Consider the following 19,927-nt stretch of genomic DNA (forward strand, 5'->3'; position numbering starts at 1 on the left):
CGCAACTGCAGGAGGTCATGTGTCAGCCAGATGCCAGGTGCTGGGCACCGTGCCAGGTTTCGGCCACTCGGTCTCGCACTCCCACGTGCGTACCAAGCGCCGGTTCAACCCGAACATCCAGAAGAAGCGCTACTGGGTTCCGTCGCTCGGCCGCACCGTCACGCTCCGCGTGAGTGCCAAGGGCATCAAGACCATCGATCGCAAGGGCATCGACGTGGTCGTGGCCCAGATCCTTGCCCGAGGGGAGAAGGTCTGATGGCCAAGAAGTCGAAGATCGCCGCCGACGCCCGACGCCGCGAGGTGGTCGCCCGGTACGCCGAGCGACGCGCCGAGCTGCGGGGAATCATCCGGAACCTGAAGCTCGACGCCGTGGTGCGCGCCGCCGCCGTCAGCGAGCTGGCCAAGCAGCCGCGAGACGCCAGCCCGACGAGGCTGCGCAACCGCGACATCGTCGACGGCCGGCCCCGCGCGTACTCGCGGAAGTTCGGACTGTCCCGTATCCGGCTGCGCGACATGGCGCACCGGGGCGAGCTGCCCGGGGTGACGAAGTCCAGCTGGTGACAGCCGGCCGGTAACCACCCGGAGCACCGGGCCAGATCCCGGACCCGCCCCCACATCGAAGGAGTGACACATGAAGGTTCGCGCGTCCCTGCGGTCCCTGAAGAACAAGCCCGGCGCGAAGGTAGTGCGCCGGCACGGCAAGACGTTCGTGATCAACAAGCTCAACCCGCGCTGGAAGGCGCGCCAGGGCTGAGCGGAAGGAGCCAGCAATGAAGAACATCCACCCCACCTACGGCCCCGTGGTGTTCCGGGACACGAGCGCGGGCTTCACGTTCCTCACTCGCTCGACGCTCGCCGGTGACACCGCCGGCGGCCCGGGCCGCCCGACGGCCACCATCGAGTGGACCGACGGGAACACGTACCCCGTGGTCGACATCGAGATCAGCAGCGAGAGCCACCCGTTCTGGACCGGCTCGGCCCGCGTGGTCGACACCGCCGGCCGCATCGAGAAGTTCCGCCAGCGCTACGCCAAGCACGGCAACAGCAGCAGCACCGACGACAGCAAGGGCGGTAACTGATGGCCTCACGCGTTGACCTCCGACCGGTCATCAAGCTGCGCTCGACGGCGGGCACCGGCTTCACCTACGTGACCCGCAAGAACCGGCGCAACACCCCCGACCGGCTCATCCTGCGCAAGTTCGACCCCGTGATCCGCAAGCACGTGGACTTCCGCGAGGAGCGCTGACAGAAAGGAGGCCGTCATGGCGGTCCCCAAGAGAAAGATGTCCCGGTCGAACACGCGATCTCGTCGGTCGCAGTGGAAGGCCCAGGTGCCGGAGCTCGTCCCGGTGACCACCGTGGACGGACGCCAGGTGAAGGTCCCGGCCCGGCTGGTCCCCGCCGTCCGGCGTGGCCTGATCGTCCCGGACTGACACCACGCACGACGCCCCGGCGCTCAGCGCCGGGGCGTTTGCTGTGTGCGCGACCAAGCGCTCGGTCAGCGGATCGCGGCCATCGTGTCGATGCGGACGTCGAGGCCTGCCGCCAGCTCGTCGGCCCAGGTCTTCGCGTCCTGACCCATCGGGTCCGCGACGAGCACGTGCCCGATCCGCTCGTTGTTGTCGCCGGGCCGCACCTCACGGCCCGCCGACGGCGTCTCGTAGCCGACCACGCGGTCGTCCGCGGCCAGGCGCTCCGCGCCCAGCACCTCGCGCACGACGCCGTCCGTCGGCGGCAGCAGGAACGTCACCGCCGCGCTGGCCGCGACCGAGGGCCCGGGCACCGGCTCCCGGCCGAGCGCCAGGTCCACCAGCACCTGCAGCGGGTTGAACCCGGTCACCAGGCGCACGAGCTCGAAGATGTAGCCGCCGCCCTGCCGCGGGTTCAGCTCGATCAGGCGCGGCCCGGCGGCAGTGACCCGCACCTCCGTGTGGCTGATCCCGTGCGTGAGCCCGACGGCGTCGAGCACCGCCACGACATGCTCCTCGATCACGGCACGCTCGCCGGCCGGGAGCGGCGCCGGGAACAGGTGCCCCGACTCGACGAACCCGGACCCGGCCTCGACGCCCGGCTCCGCCACCGACTTTGCGGTAATGCCCAGCACCCGCGTGACGCCGTCCCTGGTCACCGACTCCACGCTGTACTCGGGGCCCTCCAGCACCCGCTCGAGCAGCGCGAGCCGCTCCAGCGGCTGGTCGCGGGTGTTGCGCTCGGGCGCCGTCGCCTCGGCGAAGGCGACGGCCAGCCCCGCCTCGTCGTGCACCTTGCGCACGCCGGTCCCGGAGTTCATGTCGACGGGTTTGACCACCAGCGGGTAGCCGAGATCGGCGGCCGCCTTGTGTGCCTGCGCCCAGGTGGACGCCACCGCGTACGGCACGTCCGGCACGCCCTTCGCCGCGAGCACGTGGCGTACCAGGTGCTTGCGCGTGGCGGTGTGCAGGACGTCGGCCGGCGCGCCGGGCAGGCCCAGCTCCTCGGCGACGAGCGCGACGGCCGGCAGGTAGTAGTCGCAGGTCGTCAGCACGCCGTCGACCCCCCGCCGAGCCGCAACCGCCCGGGCCGCGGCGACGAGGGCGGCAGCGTCGTTGGTCTCGGCCACCACCACTTCGTCGGCGAGCGCCAGGACGGGATGGGGCTCGCCGTCGGGCAGGCGATAGAGGTCGGGGTCGCGGGTCACGAGGACGTAGTGGTGGCCGCCGTCGCGCAGCAGGGGCGGGAGCATGAGGCCGGTGGACTGCAGCCAGCTCTCGATCATGAGCAGGTTCGCCACGTCAGCGCCCTCCGTCGAGACGGGCGCGAACGAGAGTCGTTCTCAACATGGCGCACAGCCTGCCACGGATCGCCGGGTCGTTCTCGTCCATCCGGCGATGCTTGTGGAAAAGTACGACCGGAGGGTCGCGGCGACCGCGGAATCGTTCAGGCGTCGAGCCGGGCCGCCAGTCCGTCCAGGATCCGGTCGAGCCCGTACGCGAAGTCCTCGTCGCGAATCGTCTCCGGGTCCACGTCCTGCCGGGCGGAGCCCCCGTCGCGCAGCCGCGGGTGCTCCTGGGACGCCTCGTCGAAGCGGGGGCGCTGGTCCGCCACCCACTCGCGCTCCGTCCTGCCGCTGCGGGCGATCAGCGAGAGGTACGCGGCCTCCGAGGTCACGATGCCGATGACGTAGGCCATCAGCGTCCCCATCGCCTGGTCCTTCTCCTGCGCCGGGAAGCCGGCTGCCTCGAACAGCGCCAGCAGCTCCGACGACACCCGCATGGTGTGGGGGCCGACGTGGGTCAGGCCGGCCTGACCGAGCTCGGGGGCGATCCAGGGATGCCGCAGGGCCATCGCCCGCAGGTCGGCCGCGGCGCGCGCGACGGCGACACGCCAGTCCGCAGCACCCTCGGCCGCCGGGATCTCCAGCTCGCCGTAGATGTCGTCCACGACGAGCTCCATCAGCTCGTCCTTGTTGGCCACGTGCCGGTAGAGCGACGTCGCGGCGGCATCCAGGCGCGTGCCGAGCTTGCGCATGCTGAGCGCCCCGACACCCTCGGCATCGAGCATCTCGATCGTGGCGGCCACTATCTGCTCGCGCGTCAGCTGTTCCCGCTGCGGGCGGCTCGGACGGGTCCACACCGATCCGGGCACCTTGGGGTCGACCGGCATGCAGCCCACTTCCTCTCGTCACGTCTCTTCGACCTCAGGCTAGCGCACACCGTACGCGTCTTGCGTACAGTGTTCCGCTGTGCGTACAGTGTTCGCATCAGCGGAACACCGTACGCATCCAAGGAGAAATGACATGACCGTGAACCTCGCCCACTGGCAGGCCCGCCTCGACGAGCTGCGCGCCGAGCACCACGTCCCCGGCGCGTCCTTGGCACTCCTCGTCGACGGGACGGTCCACGAGCTGGCCAGCGGCGTGCTGCACCGCGGGACCGGCGTCGAGGCCACTACCGACTCGGTCTTCCAGATGGGCTCGATCGCCAAGGTCTACACGGCCACCGCGATCATGCGGCTCGTCGAGGCCGGCGAGCTGGACCTGGACGCTCCCGTCGTCGAGGTGCTCCCGGAGTTCTCGGTGGCCGACGCCGAGGCGACCAAGGCGATCACCACGCGTCAGCTGCTCAGCCACACGAGCGGCCTGACCTGCGACTTCAACCACGACAGCGGCCGCGGCGACGACTGCCTGGCCAAGTACGTCGAGGCGGCGAAGGACGTGGCGCTCGACTGCCCGCCGGGCACGGTCATCTCGTACAGCAGCGTCGGCTACAACGTGCTCGGCCGCATCATCGAGGTGGTGACCGGCAAGGTCTGGGACGAGGCGCTCAAGGATCTGCTCCTGACCCCGCTCAGCCTCACGCACACCATGACGCTGCCCGAGGAGGCGCTCCGGTTCCGTGCGGCGATGGGTCACCTGGGCGAGGCCGGCCAGGACCCGGACCCGGCACCGTCCTGGGACCTGATGCCGCGCTCTGCCGGACCGTACGGCCGGGTCATCGCGAGCGCCGGCGACCTCGCCAGGCTCGCGCAGCTGCACCTCGCGGGCGGTGTGGCGCACGACGGCACGCGGGTGCTCGCCGCGGAGACGGTCGCGCTGATGCAGCGCAGGGTCGTGGACTCCCCCGACAAGTGGACGGTCAGCGCGGACGGCTGGGGCCTGGGCTGGACCCTGTACGACTGGAACGGCATCCAGGGCTACGGGCACGACGGCGCCTCGATCGGGCAGTACGGCTACCTGAGGGTCGTGCCGTCGGCGGGCGTCGCGGTAGCGCTGCTGACCAACGGCGGCGGCGCGCGCGAGCTGTACGCGGCGCTCTACCGGGAGCTCCTCGCCGAGCTGGCCGGCGTGACGATGCCGGAACCCTTCGCACCGCCGGCCGACCCGCCCGCGGTGGACTACACGCCACTCGTGGGGACGTACCAGCGCGAGGGCGTGGTCATCACCGTGACCGAGCGGGACGGCGCGGGGCACCTGGTGTACGAGTTCGTCGGCGGGATGAAGGACTTCTCGGAGCCCTTGGAGTGCGACCTGGTGCCCGTGACGGAGAACGTGTTCGCCGGCACGGGCGTGGGCGCGGCGTTCAGCGAGGACTACATCCCCGTCGTCTTCTCCACGCTGCCGGACGGTACGGCCTGCGTCTACATCGGCATGCGCTGCGGCCCCAAGGTCGCGTGACCGCTCGCCTGTCCGGCGGCGCGGTCGAGGCGTCCATATATGCACAGTCCCATATATGTGATGTAGAGTATGTGGCATGGCACTCGACGCCCTGATCCTCGGTCTCCTCGACCTGCGCCCCATGACCGGCTACGACCTCAAGAAAGCCTTCGACGGCACCGTCGCCCACTTCTGGTCCGCCGACCAGTCGCAGATCTACCGCACGCTTGCCCGCCTCGAGCAGGACGGTCTGGTCGACGTCCGCGTCGTGCCGCAGGCGGGCAAGCCCGACCGCCGCGAGCACCGGCTCACCGACGGCGGCCGCGCCAGGCTCACCGAGTGGCTGCGGTCCCCGCTGCCCGACGAGAAGCCCCGCGAGCCGTTCCTGGGCAAGCTCTTCTTCGTCGGGCGGGAGGAGGACCCCGAGCTGGTCCAGGCGCTCCTCGCGGAGCGCCGGAACGCGGCGCGTCGTCTGCTCGCCACGCTGGAGAACCTCCCGGTGGTGGACGGCGACCTGTCCGCCCGGCTCCGGTCGGCGACGCTGCGCAAGGGGATCCTCGAGGTCCAGGCCGAGCTCACGTGGCTCGACGAGCTGGAGGCCGCCCTGTGAACAGCTCTGCGAACAGCCCCTCGAAGATCCAGCTCACCGAGCACCACCCCGACGCGGACGAGTCGGTGCTGTTCCTGCACGGCGGCAGCGTCGCCGGCTGGTCGTGGACCGAGCAGGCCAAGGCGCTCCCCGACCACCACTCCCTCGTCCCGGACCTGCCCGGGTTCGGCGCGTCGGCTGGGCATCCCTGGACCGACCTCTCGACGACGGCGGACGAGCTCGCCGATCTCGTCCGCGAGCGCGGCCACGGCGGGCGGGCCCACGTGGTCGGGCTGTCGCTCGGCGGCGTCGTCGGTACCGCGCTCGCGGCGCGCCACCCGGACGTGATCCGGAGCGTCTTCGTGACCGGGGCGATCCTGCAGGGTGTGCGCGGGTTCGCCCGCCGGGCCGGGCTGGCGCAGATGCGCCTCTTCGCCCTCCCCGGGTACTGGAAGACGATGGCCAGGGTGTACCGCCTGCCACCGGACTCGGTCGACCATTTCGTCAGGACTGGGCTCGGAATCGACCGCACCTCGATTCGCCGGATGGTCCCGGAGATCTACGACGGCGTCCCGGCCGGCGACCTCGACGGCCTCCGCCGGTTCACCGGCCCGGTCCTCGCGATCGTCGGCGAGAAGGAGCCCCGCGTCATCCGAGACGCGCTGGACGAGGTGACCTCCCGCGTGCCCCACGCCTTCGCACGGCTAGCGCCGGGAATGCACCACGTCTGGGACGTCGAGGACCCCGACCTGTTCCACGACACCCTCACCCACTGGCTGACGACCGGCGAGCCCTCCCCCGCCCTGCTCCCCGTCAGGTCGCCCCGTACCGTCCGGGGGTGACATCACGAATTCGGGGTCGGTTGCTCTCGGTAGACAACGTCTACGCTCAGCAACCGACTCCGAATTCGTGGTGTCTACCCGAGCCTCACCCCCGCGCCCGCGCCGTCGAGGCCCGCACCATGAGCTCCTGCTCCGCGGTCCGACGGCGAGGACGCGCGGCCCGCGGCAGGAGCGCGAGCTCGAGCGCCTGACGTCCCATGTCCTTCATCGGCAGGCGCACCGTCGTCAGGGCGGGCGACAGGTGCCCGGCCACCGTGACGTCGTCGAACCCCGTCACCGACACGTCGCCGGGGACCGCCACGCCGCGCTCCCCCAGCACCGAGAGCACGCCGACCGCCATGTCGTCGTTGAGCGCGAGGATCGCCGTGACGTCCGGGTGCTCGTCGAGGATGCGGCGGGCGGCCTCCTTGCCGCCGTCGAGCGTGAACTCCGCCTCGACCAGCGGCAGGTCGTCGAGCGTCAGCCCGTGCTCGCCCAGCGCACGCGAGACGCCGTCGAGGCGGTCGGCCATGGTGGCGAGCCTGCGTGAGCCGGCCGCGATGCCGATGCGGCGGTGCCCGAGCCCGAGCAGGTGCCCGGCGATCGCCCGGCCGCCCTCGACGTTGGCCGGCACCACGGCGTCGACGCCCAGGTGCGGATGCCTGCCGATGACGGCGACCCGCCCGCCGGCGGCCTCGAAACCCTGCACCTCCGCCTTCATCCGTACCTGCACGTCACGGTCGAGGTGCCCGGACCCCGCCACGACGATGATCCCGACGCGGGCGTTGACGAGTGCCCGCAGCTGCGCCACCTCCGCATACGGGTCGCGGCCCGTGTGACAGATCTGCACCATGCGGCCGTGCGTGCCGGCGACCTCCAGCACGCCGCTGGCGATCTCGGCGAAGTACGGGTCGCCGATCTCGTGCACCACGAGCCCGACGCCGGGGCTCGCACCGCTCGCGAGCGACCGCGCGTGCACGTTCGCGACGTAGCCCAGGTCGCGCGCCACGGCCCGCACCCGCTCGGCCAGCGCCTCGGACACGCCTGCCGCACCGGACAGCGCGCGCGACGCGGTGGCGATGGACACGCCGGCCTGCTCGGCGACGTCGACCAGGCGCAGCCCGGCGGTGTGCTTCCGCATCAGATCTCCTCGCCAGATGTAGGCACGGGTACTGCGATACGTGATGAACGGGATACGTAATGGACGGTGCCAAACCCCTTGTCACCCAGCGTCCCAGTTCCTAGAGTGCCGTAAGCGGTTACGGAAGCGCTTGCCACAAGGGAGTGGACCATGAGAGCAACCCGACGCCTGACGGTAGCGGCTATCGCCGCGACCACGACGATGACCCTGTCCGCCTGTCTGGCCAGCCCTAACGGGGGCGGTAGCCAGGGCGACGGGTCCGCCGGCCCCGACGACCCGATGTCATCGGCGTCTCGCTGCCGCTGACCGGGGACTTCGCGGAACCCGGCAAGGGCGTGCAGCGCGGCTACGAGGCCTGGGCGGCGCACGTGAACGAGAACGGCGGGCTGCTGGGCCGCCAGGTGGAGCTGATCATCGTCGACGACCAGTCCAACGCGGACCGGGTCGCCTCGGACTACGAGCGGCTGATCAACCAGGACGGCGTCGACCTCGTCTTCGGGCCGTTCTCGACCCGGCTCGTGATTCCCGCCGCCCAGGTGGCGCAGGACTACGGGTTCCTCTTCGTGGAACCCGCCGGGGCCGCCGCCGAGGTGTTCGAGCAGGGGTTCGACAACCTCTTCTACGCGGCGCCGGCCATCGCCGACGACCACTACGACCACCTCGCCGAGTACATCCTGGCCCTGCCCGAGGACGAGCGGCCCCAGACCGTCGCCGTCGCCTCCATGGACGACCCGTTCGCCCAGGGCACCGCCTACGGCCTGCGGGACAAGCTCGCCGCCGAGGGCATCGAGGTGGTCGAGGACGAGGTCTACCCGCCGAACACCACGGACTTCAGCGGCATCGCGGCGAAGATCGCGGACTCCGAGGCGGACCTGCTCGTCGTCGGGTCGCAGTACCAGGACGGCGTCAACCTCGTCGTCGCGCTGCAGCAGCAGGGCTACCAGCCCGACATGGCGGCGATCTCCGGGGCCCCCACGAACGCCGAGTTCCCCGCCGCGATCGGCGACAAGACCGAGGGCATCCTCGCGCCCACCGGCTACACGACGACGGCGCCCTACCCCTCGAACGAGGAGTTCGTCGAGGCGTACACGGCCGAGCACGACGCCCCGCCCGCCGAGGACGAGGCGAACGCCTGGACCACCGGGCAGGTCGTCGCCGCGGCGGTCGAGGCCGTGGGTTGCGCCGACCCGTCGCCCGAGTGCCAGCAGCAGCTCATCGACTGGCTCCACGGGAACGAGGTCGAGACCGTCGTCGGCCCGCTGAGCTGGGACGCGCAGGGCCGCCCGCAGAGCGCACATCTGATCCAGCAGTACGTCGACGGCGAGATCAAGATCGTGCTGCCCGACGACGTCAAGGAAGCCGACCTCGTCCACCCGAAGCCCGAGTGGTGATCGCATGACCGGTGCCCTGTTCGCGCAGAGCCTGGTGCTGGGCATCCTGCTGGGCGGGCTCTACGCCCTCCTGGCGGCGGGCCTGACGCTGTACTTCGGCGTCATGCGGGTGGTCATGATCGCGCACTCGGCGTTCTTGATCCTTAGCGCCTACCTCGCCTGGTACTTCCACGAGACCTCCGGGCTCGACCCGCTGCTGTCGCTGGTCATCACGGTGCCGCTGTTCTTCGTGGTCGGGTACGGGATGCAGCGGTTCCTCGTGTCCCGGCTGCGGCCCATCAGTCTCACCACGATGTCGGTGCTGCTGACGTTCGCCGTGGCGCTGACCATCGAGGGCCTGCTCGGGTTCGTCTGGACCGGCACGCAGCGGCGCGTCCAGCTCCCGTACTCGGGCACGAGCATCGAGGTGTTCGGCGTCAGCATCGCCGTCGTCAAGCTGATCGCGTTCGCGCTGGCGGCTCTCTCGCTCGGGGCGCTGTTCGTCATCCTGCGCAAGACCTCCTTCGGCCGGGCCCTGCGCGCGACCACCCAGCACCCCGAGGCGGCGCGGCTCGTCGGCATCGACACCGACCGCGTGGCGGGCCTCGGCTTCGGGCTGGGGCTCGCGACGGCGGCGATCGGCGGGACGGCGCTCGCGCTCGACTACACGATCTACCCGTCGCTGCACTGGCACTGGATCGGTCCGCTGATGGCGATCATCGTCGTCGGCGGGCTGGGCAGCATCCCAGGGGCCGCGATCGCGGCCCTCCTGCTCGGCGTGGCCGCGAGCCTGCTGCAGGTGCCGCTCGGCACCACGTGGGCGCAGACCGTCTTCTACCTGGCCCTGTTCGTGACCCTCATGATCCGTCCGCAGGGATTCTTCGGAGGTCGCCTTGCCCAACGCTTCTAGGTTCCTTCGGATCGCCGCCCTGCTCGCCCTCGTGGCGGTGGTGCTCCTGTTCCCGTCCCTCGCCCCCGACCCGTTCATCCTGTCCGTCGGCGTCGTGATCCTCAGCTACGCGGTGCTCGCGACGTCCTGGAACCTCGTGGGCGGGTTCACCGGGTACATCTCGCTGGGCCACGCCGCCTACTCGGGCCTCGGCGGCTACGCGACGGCGCTGCTCATCCTCCGTACCGGGATGGACCCGTGGCTCGCGCTGCTCGTAGGCGGTCTGATCGTCGCCGTCATAGCGGTCCCCGTGGGCATCGCGTCACTGCGTGTGCGGGGCGCGTCGTTCGTCATCGCATCGATAGCGCTGGTGCTGATCCTGCAGCTCACCTTCCAGAGCTGGCACACGTTCACCGGCGGCTCGAACGGGCTGCGGGTGCCGCGGCCGTTCGGCACCGAGGTGCTGCGGCCCGAGCAGCACGAGCGGTTCTTCTACCTGCACGCCGTGCTGCTCGCCCTCGCGCTGCTCACGTGGTGGGCGATCGAGCGGTCCCGGCTCGGGGCCGGGCTCAAGGCGATCCGCGAGGACGAGGACAAGGCACAGGCGCTGGGCGTGCCCACGTTCGCGTACAAGCTGACGGCGCTCGTGGTGAGCGCGTTCTTCACCGCGCTGGGCGGCGGCCTGTACGCGCTGTGGTTCGGCTACCTGGACCCGATCTTCCAGTTCTCGATCCTGGTGGGCACGTACATGGTGCTCATGTCGCTGCTCGGCGGGGTGCGCAGCCTCTTCGGGCCGCTGCTCGGCGCCGTCGTCGTGGGGTACGCGGTAGAGGTGTTCAAGTCCCAGTACGGCGACACGCAGTTCCACCTGGTGGCCACGGGCGTCCTGCTCGGCCTGGTCGTCCTGTTCATGCCGGACGGCGTCATCCCGGCCCTGACCTCCGGCCTGAACCGGCGGCGCGGGGCGGCTTCGATCCGCGAGGTGAGCGCCGAGGACCTGGCGAAGCAGCGCGAGGAGGCGGCCCGATGAGCGAGTCCCTGGGTTCGGTGACCACGCAGGACCTGACCAAGTCGTTCGGCGGCGTCCGGGCGGTCGACGGCGCGTCCGTGGACTTTCACGAGGGGAAGATCAACGCTCTGATCGGCCCCAACGGCTCGGGCAAGACGACGTTCTTCAACTGCGTCACCGGCATGATCAAACCCGACTCCGGCACCGTCACTTACCAGGGCAAGGACGTGACGGGGCTGCCGCCGCACCGGATCGCCCGGTCCGGGATCGGCCGGAGCTTCCAGCTCTGCCGGATCTTCCCCCGGCTCACCGTGCTGGAGAACATGCTGGTCGCGGTGCAGCCGCACGGGCTGCTGCAGCGGCTGCGCGGGTCGCGCAACCCCGCCGACGTCGGGCGGGCGCGCGAGCTGCTGGCGCGCGTCGGCATCGACCACCTGGAGCACGCCGAGGCGCGCGACATCTCCTACGGCCAGCAGAAGCTGCTCGAGCTCGCCGGGGTGCTCATGGGCGACCCGCGCACGATCATGCTCGACGAGCCCGCGGGCGGCGTGAACCCCGCGCTCGTGGACCGCATCGCCGACCTGGTGCGGGAGCTCAACGCCGAGGGCCGCACCTTCGTCATCGTGGAGCACAACATGGAGCTCGTCATGGGTCTGAGCGACCACGTGGTCGTGTTCGACAGGGGGCGGCCGATCGCGCAGGGCACCCCCGCCGTCGTGCAGGACGACCCCTTGGTCCTGGAGGCATACCTTGGCGTCTGAACAGGCACCCGCGCCCGCGGTCGAGCCGGCCGGCCCGGCCGCCGTCGAACCCCTCCTGCGCCTGACCGACGTCGAGGCGGGCTACGGCCGCGCCGCGCTCGTGCTGCGCGGGCTGTCCGTGACGGTCGCGCCGGGCAGCGTGGTCTGCCTCGTCGGGCCGAACGGCGCCGGCAAGTCGACGGTGCTCAAGGTCGCCAGCGGCATGCTCAGGCCGCGCTCCGGGCACGTGGTGGTCGACGGCGTCGACGTCACCGGACGCACCCCGCAGCAGCTGCTGGCCGCCGGGCTGTCCCACGTGCCGCAGGGGCACAGCGTGTTCCCCGAGATGACGGTCGCGGAGAACGTGCTGCTCGGCGCCTACACGGTGCGCGACAAGGCGCTGGTCGCCGAGCGCACCGACTTCGTCACTGGGCTCTTCCCGCTGGTCGGCGAGCGGTGGTCGGCGCTGGCGGGTGCGCTCTCGGGCGGGCAGCAGAAGCAGGTCGAGTTCGCCCGCTCGCTCATGGTGCGGCCCAAGGTCGTGCTGCTCGACGAGCCGTCGATGGGGCTGGACCCCAAGGCGACGGCCATCGTGTTCGAGCAGGTGCAGCGCATGCGCGACGCCGGTACGGCGGTGCTCCTGGTCGAGCAGAACGCGCGCCGGGCGCTGGAGGCGGCCGACGTCGGCTGCGTGCTCGACCTGGGCCGCGTCCACATCACGGGCCCGGCCCCGGATCTCCTGGCCGACCCGCGCCTGGCCCAGCTCTACCTGGGCGGCCGCCCGAAGGAGGCCCCCTAACCCACTCCCTGGCTTCGTTGAGTGCTGGCTATTTGTTGGATCGAGGCCCGACTTCCCGCAAATAGCCAGCACTCAACGAAGCAGGGCTGACTGATTGCCGTTCAAAGGAGAACGTCATGTCGTTCAGGAACATGCTCGGAAAGTCTCTCGGCGGAGCGGGGCAGGTGGTGCTCGGTCTCGCGATCCTCGCCGCCCTGCTCGCCGGCCTGCGCCTCGCGGCGCCCGCACCGACAGCGCTGACACCGGCTGCCGCGCCCCAGCACCAGAACACCTACCAGGACAAGCTCGCCGACTACGGCGTCTGCCGGGGCACCGACCCGGACTGCTACAACGACTGGGACCTGCCGCGCGACGACGACGGCGTCGTGCGCGTGCTCGTCCTCACCGCGACCGGCAGCTCCCGGCACGCCCACCTCGGGCCGCTGCTGCCTCCCGGCATGAACCCGCCGCTCACGTCCGCGCACGTGGCACAGAACGCCGTCGTCCGGTGGGGGCAGGAGCACGGGTTCGAGGTCGACTGGACGGAGGACGTGCGCCAGCTCGACGCCCCCGCCAAGCTCGCGCCGTACGACGCCGTCGTCTTCCTCAGCAACTCCCGCACCATGCTCGACGACGCGTCCCAGACCGCGCTGCTGCAGTACGTCCGGTCGGGCGGCGGCTTCGTCGCGATCCACAACACGCTCGGCGCGATGTACCACTGGCCGTGGTTCCAGGGGCTGCTCGGCGGAGCCAACTTCTACGACCACGGGCCGCACCGCGACGGGCAGGTCGTCACGACCAGCCGCCGCGACGCCTCGACGCGCGACCTGCCCCGACGGTGGGACTTCCGCGACGAGTGGTACCACCTCGAACCGTTCCCCACGGGTGTGCGGTTCCTCGCCGAGGTGGACACCGCGACCATCGGCGACCACACCGGGTTCAACGGCCACCCCGGGCACGCGGGCGACCACCCGGTCTCGTGGTGCCAGTACTACGACGGCGGTCGCGCGTGGGTCACCACGCTCGGCCACGACCCCGCCGCCTGGACGGAGGACTCGGCGCTCGCGGGCGCCGAGTCGTTCGAGACGCACGTGGTGGGCGGCATCCTCAGCGCGGCCGGGGCGCAGCCGTTCTGCCGGTAGGTCTCGACACGCTCGACCAACAGACGCACTCCGCAATGACGACGACATTCAGGAGGCACCATGAGCAGAGGCACCACGAGCAGGAGACGATGGCGGTCGGCCGCGGCCGCGATGGCGATCACCGCTACCGCGCTGGCCGGGCTGACCACGGCGTCCATGACGACGGCGACCGCGGCGGCCGAACCGGGCCCGATCACCGACCCGGCCCCCGAGGAGATCCAGTCCACGCTGGGCCTGGTCCTTCAGGAGTACGCCCAGTTCCCCAAGACCGAGCCGATCCCCGCCCCGATCGACCGCCGCCTCATGCGGCACGCACGGATCAACGGCCTGGGCGAGCTGCCCGACGGTTCGGGCCGCACCTATGTGCCCGACCTGAACGGCCCGCTGTACTTCGTGGAGGACGGCGAGCCGCAGGTCTACCTGGACGTGGCGGCCGAGTTCGCGCCGGAGTTCTTCTCGGGACGCGGCATGGGCAGCGGGTTCGGGTTCGCGACGTTCCATCCGGACTTCGAGGACAACGGCACGTTCTACACGGTGCACACCGAGCGTCCGGGCAACGCGGGGCCGCCGTCCGACCCCACCACCTACCCGCCGCAGACTCCCACCTTCCTGCACTCGGTGGTGACCGAGTGGGTGGCCGACGACCCGGCGTCCGACACGTTCTCGGGGACGAGTCGCGAGGTGCTGCGCCTCGGCTTCGCGGGGCAGGTCCACGCGATCCAGCAGATCGACTTCAACCCGACGGCGCGGCCCGGCAGCGAGGACTACGGCCTGCTCTACCTCGCCGTGGGCGACGGCGGCCGGGGCGTGGGCACGGGTATCCCGCAGGACATGGGGACGCCGGCGGGCAAGATCCTCCGCATCGACCCGGCGGGCACCGACGGGCCGGGCGGGACGTACGGCATCCCGCCGTCGAACCCGTTCGTGGGGACGGCCGGCGCGCTGGGCGAGATCTACGCCGTCGGCATGCGCGACCCGCACCGGTTCAGCTGGGACCAGGGCCGGCGGGGTGAGCCGCGCATGTTCCTCGGCCATATCGGCGAGCACGCGATCGAGGCGGTCTACGACGTCCAGGCCGGCGACAACTTCGGCTGGGGCGACCGCGAGGGGAAGTACGTCTTCGACCCGGCCGACCGCTGCAACCTCTACCCGCTCCCGGAGAACGACGCCGACCTCGGCTTCACGTATCCGGTCGTCGCCTACGACCACGACCCGCCGCCCGGCTGGCCGTGCACGTCGGACAGCGGCTACGCGATCAGCGGCGGGTTCGTCTACCGCGGGCGCGACCTGCCGGCGCTGAGCGGCAAGTACCTGTTCACGGACCTGGTCGAGGGGCGGGTGTTCTACGCCGAGGAGTCGCGGATGCGGCGCGGCGGCCCCGAGGCGCAGATGTACGAGCTCGCGCTCTACGACACCGACGGCACGCGCAAGCGGATGCCCGACTTCACGGGCGACGAGCGGGCCGACCTGCGGATGGGCCGCGACAGGGCGGGCGACCTGTACCTGATAGCCAAGGCGAACGGGAAGATCTGGAAGGTCGTCGACACGGTGCGCGCTCCGGTGCCGCAGGAGGTCCCCCGCTCCCTGAGAGGGAACGTGGTGAGCTTCTACGACTTCGAGCACCCGTTCCAGCAGGACGGCGCGGTGGAGATCGACCGCGGCGCGTCCCGCACGTACCTGAACCTCATCAACGGCGGCGAGGAGATGCGCGTCGCCGACGGCGCCTACCCGGGGAGCAACAACTCGATACAGCTCGGCCAGGTGGACCCGCTGGCGGCGGGCAACGACGACTGGAAGGCGGGCGTGTACGACGCCGACGGGGTGGACACCCTGTCGGCCCTGAGCGGCGTGGACGGGATGACGGTGATGGGCTGGGTCCGGATGACCGGCCAGAACCCGAGCCCGAACACCACCACTGCCGACCCCGACGACCTGTACGGCGCCGTCGGCCTGGCGGGCGTGCTGAGCGGCGACTCCGACGGGCACGCCGTGCGCGCCCTCCTGGAGATCATCGAGGTGGACGGCGAGCTGCGGCTCGTCGCGCTCGGCCGGCGGCTCGACGGCGGCGAGTCGCAGACCTTCGCCGCGCACGAGGACTGGCGCATCCTCCTGCCGCAGGACGAGTGGGTGCACCTGGCCGCGACGTTCGACTACACGACCGGGCGAATGGCCCTGTACCGCAACGGCGAGCGCGTCCCGGGCTTCTACGTGGACGACGGCGACCCGTGGCAGGTGGACGGTTCCGGCGCCTCGGCGACGACGCCCCGCGGGATCAAGATCGGCGGCAGCTTCCCGCAGGACACGCAGGAGCGGAACCCCTGCAACTGCACGATGGACACCATCCAGCTCCTGGACCGCGCGATCACCCCCCGCGAGGTGACAGCCCAGTACAACCTGATGACCCGCTAGCCACACGGGCACCGTTGAGTGCTGGCTATTTGTGGGATTTCCGCTCCTGGAGCCACAAATATCCAGCACTCAAGGGGGTGGGCTTCATCCGCCCGACGTCGGGCCAGGTGCTGGTCGACGGCGTCGACGCGCAGGAGCTCGACCTGCGCACGGTGCGTCGGCACGTCTCGGTGGTGCCGCAGCAGTCGGTGCTGTTCGAGGGCACCATCCGCGAGAACGTCACCTACGGTCTCCCGGACGCGTCGGACGACGTCGTCCGCGCCGCACTGCGGGACGCCAACGCCCTGGACTTCGTCCAGGCCCAGCCACAGGGATGGGACACCGTCGTCGGCGAACGCGGTGCCCGGCTCTCGGGCGGGCAGCGGCAGCGCATAGCGATCGCCCGCGCGCTGGTGGTCGCCCACCGCCTGTCGACGATCCGCCAGGCCGACCGGATAGTCGTGCTGGAGCACGGCCGGATCGTGGAGCAGGGAACGCACGACCAGCTCGTCGCGCGCGGCGGCCGCTACGCGACCCTGCACACCACCCAGGCGGGCTGACCGGAGGCTCGCCAAGCTCAACCAGCGGTGGCCACCAGCGCCCCCGGCCCGGCCACGACGTCGACGTCCTCCGGCGCGAGCTCCCGCCCGTCGTCGGCCACGAAGGCGAGGCGCACGGGCGCCTCCGTCTCCCGGTCGACGTAGGCGATCGACGGCCCGAAACCCGAGGGCCGGTGCACGTCGCCCCACGCGACGAACGCCGCCAGGACGGTCTTGAGCTCCGCCCCCGCCTCGGTGAGCACGTACTCCTCGCGCTGCCGCTGCCCCTCGTCCCGGTACGGCCGGCGCGTCAGCACCCCGCCCTCGACCAGAGTCTCCAGCCGGGCGGTCAGCACGTCGGGAGCGACCCCCAGCCGCGCGCGGAAGTCCGCGAACCGCGTCACCCCGAAGAAGGCCTCCCGGACGACGAGCAGCGTCCACTTCTCCCCCAGCACCTCCAGGCTCCGGGCCACGGAGCAGCGGGCATTTCGTTCGCGGGGCGTTGTGCTCATGCCCACATCTTACCAACCTGAGTTGCCGATTCAAACTTAGCCTTGCTAGGTTGGCATTCCCAACTCAGACTCCAACTCAGACGGGAGCTCCCATGGCCTTCACCTGGGCGCCGCGGGGCAGTCGCTGGGCCGCGGCATCAGCCGTGGCCCTCGCACTCTGGGCCTCGGCCGCGCCGACGCTCGTCTACCCGGCGTACGCGGCCGAGTGGCACCTGACGACCGCCGTCACGACCACGGTGTTCGCCGCCTACCCCGTCGCGCTGATCGGCACGCTGCTCCTGCTCGGCGGGTTCGCGGAGACGGTGGGCAGCCGGAACGCGATCCTCGCCGGCCTCGGCTTCCTGGGGCTCGGCGCCCTCACCTTCCTGCTCGCGCCGAACCTGGCGCTGCTGCTCACCGGCCGCGCGCTCATGGGCGTCGGGGTGGGGCTCAGCCTCGGCCCCGCGACGAGCGTCATCGCGTCCGCGGGGCGCGACGGCGTCCGCGACCGCACCGGCGCCATCACCGCCGGGGCGAGCTCGGTGGGCATCATCACGGCCCTGCTCGTCGGCGGCGCGACGGTGCAGTTCGGGCCCAGCCCGCTGCACTCCGCCTACGGCGTCCTGCTCGCGGGCGTCGTCGTCGCGGTGCTCGCCGTCTGGTTCCTGCCCGGCTCCCTGTCCGGCGGCGCACGCACCACCGCGGGCCGGTGGCGCCCGCGCCGGCTGGCCGTGCCACAACGTCGGATGCCGTTCCTGGCGGGAACGTTCGGTGTGTCCGCCGCCTATGCGCTCGGCGCGATCTTCCTCGGCGTCGGCGCCCAGTTCGCGCGCGACACCGTGCGCTCCGACGACGCCTTCGTCAACGGCGTGGTGCTGGCGATCTCCGCCGCGGCGATCGGCGTCGTCGCACTCCTCGCAGGAAGGCTCAGGGCCGCCACGGCGCTCCGCCTCGGCGCACTCGCCGCGGTGGCCGGGCAGGCGCTGATGATCACCGCAGGAGCCACTCACTCGATGCCGTTCCTCGTCCTGTACTCGCTGGTCGGCGGCGCCGGCTACAGCCTCCTCTTCTCCGGCGGCATCACGCTCGTCACGCAGAGCGCGCCGGCCGAGCACCGGGCCGCGACGACGTCGTCGGCCTACCTGGTCGCCTACCTCGTCCAGGCGGTGGTCGCGCTCGGAGTGGGCGCCCTGGGCACCGCCGTCGACCTGCAGAGCGCGCTGGTCGCGGGCAGCGCGACGGTCGTCGCGCTCACGCTCGCGGCCCTCCTCGCTGTCCGCTCCCGGGCGTCCGCGCCCGATGTGGTCCCCGCCCTACCCGTCTCCTCCCTACCCACCTCGCACGACAACCTCATGGAAGCGAGCTCGTCACGATGACTACCCTCAAGAACGCAGTGGTCCTGGTCACCGGCGCGAACGGCGGCCTCGGCCGCGCATTCGTCGCCGAGGCCCTCCAGCGCGGCGCCGCCAAGGTCTACGCCACCGCCCGCACGCCGCGGGAGTGGTCCGACGAGCGCGTCGTACCGCTCGCCCTCGACATCAACTCCCCCGATTCGGTGGCCGCCGTGGCCGAGCAGGCCGCCGACACGACGGTCCTGATCAACAACGCGGGCATCTCCGACTCCGGGCAGCCGGTGCTGAGCACGCCGCTGGACGCCGTCCGCTCGGTGTTCGAGACGAACGTGTTCGCGCAGCTCGCGGTGACCCAGGCGTTCGCGCCGGTCCTGGCCCGGAACGACGGCGGCGCCGTCATCAACGTGCACTCCGCGCTCAGCTGGCTCGGCGTCGGCACCTACTCGGCGACGAAGGCCGCCTTCTGGTCGTTCAGCAACGCGCTGCGCGTGGAGCTGCTGGACCAGAAGACCCACCTGCTGGGCGCCCACCTCGGCTACACGGACACGCCGATGATCGCCGCCCTCGACGTGCCGAAGGAGGACCCGCGCGACATCGTCGCGGCGATCTACGACGGGCTGGAGGCCGGCGAGCCCGAGGTCCTCGCGGACGACACGAGCCGCCAGGTCAAGCAGGCGCTGTCCGGTCCGCTGTCTGGGCTGTACCCGCAGCTGCAGGCGGCCGGCTAGGACGTACTGCGGGGAGGCTTCTCGCCCGACGCCGTCAGCGCCCTCGGCGCGACGGCGTCGGGCTCGCCCGGCCGCGTACGGCGCCCACGACCTAGGCTGCCGGTATGCGCGTGCTGATCGTGGAGGACGAGCCCTACCTCGCCGAGGCCGTCCGGGACGGACTGCGGCTGGAGGCCATCGCCGCCGACATCGCCGGCGACGGCGACTCCGCCCTGGCGCTGCTCGGCGTCAACTCCTACGACCTCGCGGTTCTCGACCGCGACATCCCCGGCCCGTCCGGTGACGAGGTCGCCAGGCACATCGTCGCCTCCGGCAGCGGCATCCCGATCCTGATGCTGACCGCCGCCGACCGGATCGACGACAAGGCCTCGGGGTTCGAGCTCGGCGCCGACGACTACCTCACCAAGCCGTTCGAGCTCCGCGAGCTCGTGCTGCGGCTGCGGGCGCTCGACCGCAGGCGCGGGCACACCAGGCCTCCGGTCAGCGAGCTGGCGGGGCTCCGGCTGGACCCGTTCCGCCGCGAGGTCTACCGGGACGGCCGCTACGTCGCGCTGACCAGGAAGCAGTTCGCGGTCCTGGAGGTGCTCGTCGCCGCGGAGGGCGGCGTCGTCAGCGCCGAGGAGCTGCTGGAGCGGGCCTGGGACGAGAACGCCGACCCGTTCACCAACGCGGTGCGGATCACCGTCTCGGCGCTGCGCAAGCGGCTCGGCGAACCCTGGATCATCGCCACGGTGCCCGGGGTCGGCTACCGCATCGACACCGGACCTGGCGCTGACCATGGATGAGCGGCCCGTGGACGCGCAGCCCATCACCAGGGCG

23 protein-coding genes and 1 pseudogene are annotated in these 19,927 nt (G+C 71.4%); 20 read left to right on the forward strand and 4 right to left on the reverse strand.

What is annotated here, in order from left to right:
* Window positions 1–19: 19 nt before the first annotated feature.
* The 6 genes from rpmB to rpmF all read left to right on the forward strand — a co-directional run bounded on the left by rpmB (window position 20) and on the right by rpmF (window position 1,433).
* Complete coding sequence (gene rpmB / locus ACFO6V_RS02950) at window positions 20–256, forward strand: 50S ribosomal protein L28 (protein ID WP_377132014.1); 237 nt, start codon at window positions 20–22, stop codon at window positions 254–256.
* Window positions 256–561: a 30S ribosomal protein S14 gene (rpsN, locus tag ACFO6V_RS02955; protein WP_357451973.1), complete on the forward strand. Its 306-nt coding sequence runs from the start codon at window positions 256–258 to the stop codon at window positions 559–561. Before rpmB ends, rpsN begins: the two co-directional genes overlap by 1 nt.
* A gap of 70 nt (window positions 562–631) precedes the next feature.
* Complete coding sequence (gene ykgO / locus ACFO6V_RS02960; protein WP_189671490.1) at window positions 632–754, forward strand: type B 50S ribosomal protein L36; 123 nt, start codon at window positions 632–634, stop codon at window positions 752–754.
* A gap of 16 nt (window positions 755–770) precedes the next feature.
* Window positions 771–1,079, forward strand: coding sequence for a type B 50S ribosomal protein L31 (locus tag ACFO6V_RS02965; RefSeq protein WP_377132017.1), 309 nt, complete (start codon window positions 771–773; stop codon window positions 1,077–1,079).
* Window positions 1,079–1,246, forward strand: coding sequence for a 50S ribosomal protein L33 (gene rpmG / locus ACFO6V_RS02970; RefSeq protein WP_357451982.1), 168 nt, complete (start codon window positions 1,079–1,081; stop codon window positions 1,244–1,246). The genes ACFO6V_RS02965 and rpmG overlap by 1 nt, the downstream gene beginning before the upstream one ends.
* A gap of 16 nt (window positions 1,247–1,262) precedes the next feature.
* A complete protein-coding gene (rpmF, locus tag ACFO6V_RS02975) occupies window positions 1,263–1,433 on the forward strand; it encodes a 50S ribosomal protein L32 (protein WP_129787198.1) in 171 nt (56 codons plus the stop codon).
* A gap of 65 nt (window positions 1,434–1,498) precedes the next feature.
* Here the strand turns inward: rpmF and ACFO6V_RS02980 are convergent, their stop codons facing one another.
* Together ACFO6V_RS02980 and ACFO6V_RS02985 are read right to left on the reverse strand one after the other, a co-directional pair.
* Window positions 1,499–2,770: an ATP-grasp domain-containing protein gene (locus tag ACFO6V_RS02980; protein ID WP_377132020.1), complete on the reverse strand. Its 1,272-nt coding sequence runs from the start codon at window positions 2,768–2,770 to the stop codon at window positions 1,499–1,501.
* Between the two features lie 146 nt (window positions 2,771–2,916).
* Window positions 2,917–3,642 carry a TetR/AcrR family transcriptional regulator gene (locus tag ACFO6V_RS02985; protein WP_377132023.1) on the reverse strand — a complete coding sequence of 242 codons (726 nt, stop codon included), beginning with the start codon at window positions 3,640–3,642 and terminating at the stop codon, window positions 2,917–2,919.
* A 133-nt stretch (window positions 3,643–3,775) separates the two neighbouring features.
* Here ACFO6V_RS02985 and ACFO6V_RS02990 point away from each other — a divergent pair, with 133 nt between their 5' ends.
* From ACFO6V_RS02990 to ACFO6V_RS03000, 3 genes are all read left to right on the forward strand, one after another.
* On the forward strand, window positions 3,776–5,152 hold the full coding sequence (locus tag ACFO6V_RS02990) for a serine hydrolase domain-containing protein (protein ID WP_377132025.1): 1,377 nt from the start codon (window positions 3,776–3,778) through the stop codon (window positions 5,150–5,152).
* 76 nt (window positions 5,153–5,228) lie between these two features.
* Window positions 5,229–5,741, forward strand: a complete 513-nt coding sequence (locus tag ACFO6V_RS02995) for a PadR family transcriptional regulator (protein ID WP_377132027.1) — start codon at window positions 5,229–5,231, stop codon at window positions 5,739–5,741.
* Window positions 5,738–6,562 carry an alpha/beta fold hydrolase gene (locus tag ACFO6V_RS03000; RefSeq protein ID WP_377132029.1) on the forward strand — a complete coding sequence of 275 codons (825 nt, stop codon included), beginning with the start codon at window positions 5,738–5,740 and terminating at the stop codon, window positions 6,560–6,562. Before ACFO6V_RS02995 ends, ACFO6V_RS03000 begins: the two co-directional genes overlap by 4 nt.
* Window positions 6,563–6,647: 85 nt before the next feature.
* Here ACFO6V_RS03000 and ACFO6V_RS03005 read toward each other — a convergent pair whose 3' ends face one another.
* The gene (locus ACFO6V_RS03005; protein WP_377132031.1) at window positions 6,648–7,682 is read right to left on the reverse strand and encodes a LacI family DNA-binding transcriptional regulator; all 1,035 of its coding nucleotides are present in this window, start codon (window positions 7,680–7,682) and stop codon (window positions 6,648–6,650) included.
* 335 nt (window positions 7,683–8,017) lie between these two features.
* On the opposite strand from ACFO6V_RS03005, the gene ACFO6V_RS03010 reads away from it, so the two are divergent.
* From ACFO6V_RS03010 to ACFO6V_RS03045, 8 genes and pseudogenes are all read left to right on the forward strand, one after another.
* Window positions 8,018–9,073: an amino acid ABC transporter substrate-binding protein gene (locus tag ACFO6V_RS03010; RefSeq protein WP_377132034.1), complete on the forward strand. Its 1,056-nt coding sequence runs from the start codon at window positions 8,018–8,020 to the stop codon at window positions 9,071–9,073.
* 4 nt (window positions 9,074–9,077) lie between these two features.
* Window positions 9,078–9,962 carry a branched-chain amino acid ABC transporter permease gene (locus ACFO6V_RS03015; RefSeq protein ID WP_377132036.1) on the forward strand — a complete coding sequence of 295 codons (885 nt, stop codon included), beginning with the start codon at window positions 9,078–9,080 and terminating at the stop codon, window positions 9,960–9,962.
* Window positions 9,946–10,971, forward strand: a complete 1,026-nt coding sequence (locus ACFO6V_RS03020) for a branched-chain amino acid ABC transporter permease (protein WP_377132038.1) — start codon at window positions 9,946–9,948, stop codon at window positions 10,969–10,971. The genes ACFO6V_RS03015 and ACFO6V_RS03020 overlap by 17 nt, the downstream gene beginning before the upstream one ends.
* Complete coding sequence (locus tag ACFO6V_RS03025) at window positions 10,968–11,711, forward strand: ABC transporter ATP-binding protein (protein WP_377132040.1); 744 nt, start codon at window positions 10,968–10,970, stop codon at window positions 11,709–11,711. Before ACFO6V_RS03020 ends, ACFO6V_RS03025 begins: the two co-directional genes overlap by 4 nt.
* A complete protein-coding gene (locus tag ACFO6V_RS03030; RefSeq protein WP_377132042.1) occupies window positions 11,701–12,489 on the forward strand; it encodes an ABC transporter ATP-binding protein in 789 nt (262 codons plus the stop codon). Before ACFO6V_RS03025 ends, ACFO6V_RS03030 begins: the two co-directional genes overlap by 11 nt.
* A 116-nt stretch (window positions 12,490–12,605) precedes the next feature.
* Window positions 12,606–13,610, forward strand: coding sequence for a ThuA domain-containing protein (locus ACFO6V_RS03035; protein WP_377132044.1), 1,005 nt, complete (start codon window positions 12,606–12,608; stop codon window positions 13,608–13,610).
* Window positions 13,611–13,670: 60 nt separating this feature from the next.
* A complete protein-coding gene (locus tag ACFO6V_RS03040; protein ID WP_377132046.1) occupies window positions 13,671–16,019 on the forward strand; it encodes a PQQ-dependent sugar dehydrogenase in 2,349 nt (782 codons plus the stop codon).
* Window positions 16,020–16,096: 77 nt separating this feature from the next.
* Window positions 16,097–16,558 (forward strand): annotated as a pseudogene (locus ACFO6V_RS03045) (ATP-binding cassette domain-containing protein); the annotation flags it as partial.
* Between the two features lie 17 nt (window positions 16,559–16,575).
* Here ACFO6V_RS03045 and ACFO6V_RS03050 read toward each other — a convergent pair.
* Window positions 16,576–17,049: a winged helix-turn-helix transcriptional regulator gene (locus ACFO6V_RS03050; RefSeq protein ID WP_377132048.1), complete on the reverse strand. Its 474-nt coding sequence runs from the start codon at window positions 17,047–17,049 to the stop codon at window positions 16,576–16,578.
* Window positions 17,050–17,141: 92 nt separating this feature from the next.
* Between ACFO6V_RS03050 and ACFO6V_RS03055 the strand changes: the two genes are divergently transcribed.
* From ACFO6V_RS03055 to ACFO6V_RS03065, 3 genes are all read left to right on the forward strand, one after another.
* Window positions 17,142–18,404 carry an MFS transporter gene (locus ACFO6V_RS03055; RefSeq protein ID WP_377132050.1) on the forward strand — a complete coding sequence of 421 codons (1,263 nt, stop codon included), beginning with the start codon at window positions 17,142–17,144 and terminating at the stop codon, window positions 18,402–18,404.
* Window positions 18,401–19,108 carry an SDR family oxidoreductase gene (locus ACFO6V_RS03060; protein ID WP_377132052.1) on the forward strand — a complete coding sequence of 236 codons (708 nt, stop codon included), beginning with the start codon at window positions 18,401–18,403 and terminating at the stop codon, window positions 19,106–19,108. Before ACFO6V_RS03055 ends, ACFO6V_RS03060 begins: the two co-directional genes overlap by 4 nt.
* Window positions 19,109–19,212: 104 nt before the next feature.
* Window positions 19,213–19,893 (forward strand): response regulator transcription factor, encoded by a 681-nt coding sequence (locus ACFO6V_RS03065; protein WP_377132054.1) that lies wholly within the window; start codon window positions 19,213–19,215, stop codon window positions 19,891–19,893.
* Window positions 19,894–19,927: the final 34 nt, after the last annotated feature.

It is taken from the genome of Promicromonospora alba (genome assembly GCF_042654905.1).
Classification (GTDB): Bacteria; Actinomycetota; Actinomycetes; order Actinomycetales; family Cellulomonadaceae; genus Promicromonospora; species Promicromonospora alba.

Coding starts and splice junctions, on each gene's coding strand:
- rpsN (WP_357451973.1), top strand. CDS start 256: ATGGCCAAGAAGTCGAAGATCGCCGCCGACGCCCGACGCCGCGAGGTG.
- ykgO (WP_189671490.1), top strand. CDS start 632: ATGAAGGTTCGCGCGTCCCTGCGGTCCCTGAAGAACAAGCCCGGCGCG.
- ACFO6V_RS02965 (WP_377132017.1), top strand. CDS start 771: ATGAAGAACATCCACCCCACCTACGGCCCCGTGGTGTTCCGGGACACG.
- rpmG (WP_357451982.1), top strand. CDS start 1,079: ATGGCCTCACGCGTTGACCTCCGACCGGTCATCAAGCTGCGCTCGACG.
- rpmF (WP_129787198.1), top strand. CDS start 1,263: ATGGCGGTCCCCAAGAGAAAGATGTCCCGGTCGAACACGCGATCTCGT.
- ACFO6V_RS02985 (WP_377132023.1), bottom strand. CDS start 3,642: ATGCCGGTCGACCCCAAGGTGCCCGGATCGGTGTGGACCCGTCCGAGC.
- ACFO6V_RS02990 (WP_377132025.1), top strand. CDS start 3,776: ATGACCGTGAACCTCGCCCACTGGCAGGCCCGCCTCGACGAGCTGCGC.
- ACFO6V_RS02995 (WP_377132027.1), top strand. CDS start 5,229: ATGGCACTCGACGCCCTGATCCTCGGTCTCCTCGACCTGCGCCCCATG.
- ACFO6V_RS03005 (WP_377132031.1), bottom strand. CDS start 7,682: ATGCGGAAGCACACCGCCGGGCTGCGCCTGGTCGACGTCGCCGAGCAG.
- ACFO6V_RS03015 (WP_377132036.1), top strand. CDS start 9,078: ATGACCGGTGCCCTGTTCGCGCAGAGCCTGGTGCTGGGCATCCTGCTG.
- ACFO6V_RS03025 (WP_377132040.1), top strand. CDS start 10,968: ATGAGCGAGTCCCTGGGTTCGGTGACCACGCAGGACCTGACCAAGTCG.
- ACFO6V_RS03035 (WP_377132044.1), top strand. CDS start 12,606: ATGTCGTTCAGGAACATGCTCGGAAAGTCTCTCGGCGGAGCGGGGCAG.
- ACFO6V_RS03040 (WP_377132046.1), top strand. CDS start 13,671: ATGAGCAGAGGCACCACGAGCAGGAGACGATGGCGGTCGGCCGCGGCC.
- ACFO6V_RS03050 (WP_377132048.1), bottom strand. CDS start 17,049: ATGAGCACAACGCCCCGCGAACGAAATGCCCGCTGCTCCGTGGCCCGG.
- ACFO6V_RS03055 (WP_377132050.1), top strand. CDS start 17,142: ATGGCCTTCACCTGGGCGCCGCGGGGCAGTCGCTGGGCCGCGGCATCA.
- ACFO6V_RS03060 (WP_377132052.1), top strand. CDS start 18,401: ATGACTACCCTCAAGAACGCAGTGGTCCTGGTCACCGGCGCGAACGGC.
- ACFO6V_RS03065 (WP_377132054.1), top strand. CDS start 19,213: ATGCGCGTGCTGATCGTGGAGGACGAGCCCTACCTCGCCGAGGCCGTC.